Origin of the sequence: Streptomyces sp. SM1 (assembly GCF_002910825.1) — a bacterium.
Taxonomy (GTDB): domain Bacteria; phylum Actinomycetota; class Actinomycetes; order Streptomycetales; family Streptomycetaceae; genus Streptomyces; species Streptomyces okerensis.
This window is the reverse complement of sequence record NZ_NEUB01001003.1, coordinates 1-3,879: the sequence shown is the minus strand read 5'-3', so window position 1 is coordinate 3,879 and position 3,879 is coordinate 1. Positions and strand designations below refer to the sequence as shown.

3 protein-coding genes and 2 pseudogenes are annotated in these 3,879 nt (G+C 71.7%); 3 read left to right on the top strand and 2 right to left on the bottom strand.

Translation table 11 applies throughout. The features are described from left to right. Positions 1-26: 26 nt before the first annotated feature. Complete coding sequence (locus B9S61_RS35780) at positions 27-602, bottom strand: TerD family protein (protein WP_103545892.1); 576 nt, start codon at positions 600-602, stop codon at positions 27-29. A 391-nt stretch (positions 603-993) separates the two neighbouring features. On the opposite strand from B9S61_RS35780, the gene B9S61_RS35775 reads away from it, so the two are divergent. After that, positions 994-2,469 (top strand): phosphatase PAP2 family protein, encoded by a 1,476-nt coding sequence (locus tag B9S61_RS35775; RefSeq protein ID WP_103545895.1) that lies wholly within the window; start codon positions 994-996, stop codon positions 2,467-2,469. A 135-nt stretch (positions 2,470-2,604) separates the two neighbouring features. Here B9S61_RS35775 and B9S61_RS42985 read toward each other — a convergent pair. Then, positions 2,605-2,769: pseudogene (locus B9S61_RS42985) on the bottom strand (polysaccharide deacetylase family protein); the annotation flags it as partial. A 71-nt stretch (positions 2,770-2,840) separates the two neighbouring features. Here B9S61_RS42985 and B9S61_RS35765 point away from each other — a divergent pair. Together B9S61_RS35765 and B9S61_RS35760 are read left to right on the top strand one after the other, a co-directional pair. Further along, on the top strand, positions 2,841-3,431 hold the full coding sequence (locus B9S61_RS35765; RefSeq protein ID WP_103545891.1) for a hypothetical protein: 591 nt from the start codon (positions 2,841-2,843) through the stop codon (positions 3,429-3,431). 69 nt (positions 3,432-3,500) lie between these two features. Further along, positions 3,501-3,879 (top strand): annotated as a pseudogene (locus B9S61_RS35760) (peptidase); the annotation flags it as partial.

Genomic DNA, 3,879 nt, shown 5'->3' with positions numbered 1-3,879 from the left:
GGCGCCCGCCACCGAGCCGTTCCGGCTCAGACGCCGACCCCGAAGTCCGCGGCGATGCCGGCCAGTCCCGAGGCGTATCCCTGTCCGACGGCACGGAACTTCCACTCGGCGCCGTTGCGGTACAGCTCGCCGAAGACCATGGCGGTCTCGGTCGAGGCGTCCTCGGACAGGTCGTAGCGGGCGATCTCCTTGTTGTCGGCCTGGTTGACGACCCGGATGAAGGCGTTGCGGACCTGGCCGAAGCTCTGGCCGCGGTTCTCCGCGTCGTGGATGGAGACCGGGAAGACGATCCGGTCCACACTGCCGGGCACGGCGGCGAGGTTCACCTTGACCGCCTCGTCGTCGCCCTCGCCCTCACCGGTGAGGTTGTCGCCGGTGTGCTCGACCGAGCCGTCCGGGCTGGTGAGGTTGTTGTAGAAGACGAAGTGCCCGTCCGAGGGCACCTTGCCCGACGCGTCGAGGAGCAGCGCCGAGGCGTCGAGGTCGTAGTCGGTGCCGGTCGTGGTGCGCACGTCCCAGCCCAGACCGACCAGTACGGCGGTCAGGCCCGGGGCCTCCTTGCTGAGTGAGACGTTGCCGCCCTTGGCCAGAGAGATTCCCATTGCGTACTCCTTCTCGGCAGATGGTCGGTCCCCCACACCCTATCTTCTACACATATGTAGAGGTCGTGGTGGTGGAATCCGGATCCGGACCGCGCGCTTCCCGTTCCACCCGCGAGCGGCCGCTCCCGAGCGGGGTGCTTCCGGCGAAGCGGACGGAAAGGACGCGGCATGCGCGATGCAGGCGACGAACACGACGTGCGCGGGAAGGCGGGGTGAACGCGGAGGGAACAGTCCCGGCCAGAAGATGGGACGATGCCCGCCGGACATGGGCACCATCGAACAAAGCTGACAGAAGTTGAGATACATACCGCCGCAGAACCTTCCGCTCCGCCGAATACGCGAGGGATCCGAGATCTCCGCACGGAGCCGGCCACGGACCGCCCTGTGGATCCTGGCCGCCCTCGTGACCGCCGGATTCCTCGTCGCCCTGGAGATCGCCGCGCGCCATTACGGCACACCGGGGCCGATCACCACCCAGGCGCGGGAGGTGATCCACGCTCCCAGGTCGGGCGGCATGCTGTACGCCGCCATGGCCCTGATGCTGGTGGTGCTCACCTGGCGGCAGCGATGCGTCGCGGTGGCCACGGCGATCGGCATCGACCTCGCCTTCCTGGTGGTCCGGTGGGCGGCCGGCATCGACACGGCCGGCGGTCACCCTGTGGGCAACGGCGCCCTGTGGGTGATCCTGGGCGTCGTGGTCGTCGCCGTCACCCGCCGCACCGGTCCGGAGCGGGTCCTGCTGCTCAAGGGCGCCGGCCTGGCCCTGCTCCTGATGGCCGGCCGCAAGACGGGCGACACCTGGCTGCTCATCACCTCGAAGACCCGCCCGATGGTGCTCGACCAGTACGTGGCCACCGCCGACCACGCGCTGGGCGACCCGTCGTGGCTGGTGGGCCGGGTCGTGACGGCCACCGGCGCCGTCGGCTTCAACGTCCTCGACTTCGTGTACGGCAATCTCGCGGTCGCCGCCGTCATCGTCGCGCTGTACCAACTGCGCCACGTGTCGGCCGAGCGCCGCTTCCCGCGCCACCACCTGGTGCGTACGTTCCTGGTGATCGGCCTCATCGGACCGGCCTTCTACATGATCTACCCGGTGGTCGGACCGCTCTACGTCTACGGAACCGGCACCGAGTACTGGTCGGCCGTCAGCCTGTGGGCCCCGGACATGCCGCCCAGCGCGCCCTGGGCCGTGGCCGAGCTGTGGCCGGACACGCTGCCACCGGTCGGCGCTCCGCAACCCATGCCGTTCGACGGGATCACCCCCCGCAACTGCATGCCCAGTCTGCACACGGCGTGGGCGACCGCGATCTTCATCCACACCCGCAAGGGCCCCCGCCTGCTGCGTCACGCGGGAACGTTCTGGCTGATCGCCACGGTCTGCGCGACCCTCGGCTTCGGCTACCACTACGCAGCGGACCTCCTCGCCGGCGTGGTCTTCACGCTCACGATCGAGGCGGCCCTGCGGGCGTACGACCGCGACGGGGACCGCGCCGGGCTCCTCCTGGCCGCCTGCGGCGGCGTCGTCTTCACCGCGCTCCTGCTGTCCTACCGCTGGCTGCCCCTGCAGATGGCCCAGCACCCGTGGGTGGCCGGGCCCCTGCTCCTGCTGGCGACGGCCTCGGTGATCCACCGCTACGTACGGACCACCGGGCAGTGGACACGGAACACCCCTCCGGCGGGCCTGCCCGAACCCCCGCCCGAGCCGGCCGCGGTGGACCGCCGGGCCGTCGACCGGGGGAACGGCGGAGCCGGGGCCGACCCGGCACAGCGGGTCCCGGCCCCGCGCGGCGGCGACGACCGCCAGGCCTCCGCCTCCGCCTCTGCTGCCGGCGCCGGGACCTCGGCGGAGACCGACGCGGAATCCTGATCCGGCAGGCCCCCGGGAGGTGCTGGACGGGCCCGGAAGATGCTCACGGTGCCGGGAGACGCGGAATGGGCCCGGGCCCGGAAGGTGCGGGACCGGGCCCGGAAGGTACGGACCGGTCCGGGAGGCCGGTGGCCGTCAGCGCACCGGGAAGCCGAAGGAGTAGCCCTCCTCCTCGAGCCAGGGAAGGACGCGGCGCAGCGCCTCGACGGTCTGGGAGCGGTCGCCGCCCGCGTCGTGGAAGAGGAGCGTCGGCCCGTTGGGCAGCTCCCGTTCGACGGTGGCGACGATGGCGGCGGGACCGGCCGACGGTCGAAGAGCTCCAGCGCGCCGTCGACCGCGCGCAGAAGGAGTACGACGCCGCGGTCCTCGCGGTGGAGGAGGCCATCACGTTCTTCACCGAGGGGCTGGAGGAGGACATCCACCCGACCAAGGCCGCGGTCATCGAGGCGGAGAAGGCCGCGAAGGCCGCCGCCAAGGCCAAGACCGAGGCCGACCAGGCCGTGGTGGATGCCCGGGCCGCGCTGGAGGAAGCCGCCACCGACGAGGAGAAGGCCACGGCGCAGACGGCGCTGGACAAGGCCGAGAAGGCCGCACTGGAAGCGGCACAGGCCAGGGAGGCCGCCGACACCGAGGCCACCGAGGCGCGGACCGCCCACGACGACGCCCGCGTCGCCCAGGCCCGGAAGATCGGCGTCCTGCGGAAGGCGAGGGACGAGGCCAGGGAGAAGCTGGACGACGCCAAGAAGGCCCTGGCGGACGCCCTGGCCGGGGAGGAAGAGGAGCCGGGCGGCGAGTGTGTCGCCGAATCCCGGCTCACCACCGTCGTCAGCGGGCTGCCGGACAAGGTCGTCGGCGGGACCACGGAGAGGTTCACGCTCCGCGTCACCAACGGCACCGCCGAGACGATGGACGAGGTGTACCCGTACACGGCCGTCCACGCCTTCGACCACAAGGGCTTCTAGGAGCTCGGCTCCTACCTGGACCTGGAGTGGTCCACGGCCGCGGACCCGAAGTGGCGCGATGTCGGCCTGGTGAGCGGATTCTCCGTCGGCGCCCTCGAGCCGAAGTCCTCGGTCGACGTCAAGCTGCGCCTGAAGGTCGACGCGGACGTCCCGGCCGGGCAGGGGGTGGCGGTCGTCGCGGCCGACTACTACGACGAGGACGGCTCCTGCGGCGGGTACCCGGACTTCGAGCAGTACGACTTCAGGATCCTGGCCAAGGGCAGTGACCCGGGCAAGGTCAAGGACGCCGACGGGACGCCCGGCAGGACCGACCACACCACCGGCCAGGGCGGCAGGCCGGCCACTCCGACGAGCGGGACCGGGGTCACCGGAACGCTCGCCGCGACGGGTGCGGACGACACCGTGCGGCAGGCCGGCCTGGCGGGTGGCGCGGCCCTCGTGCTCGGCA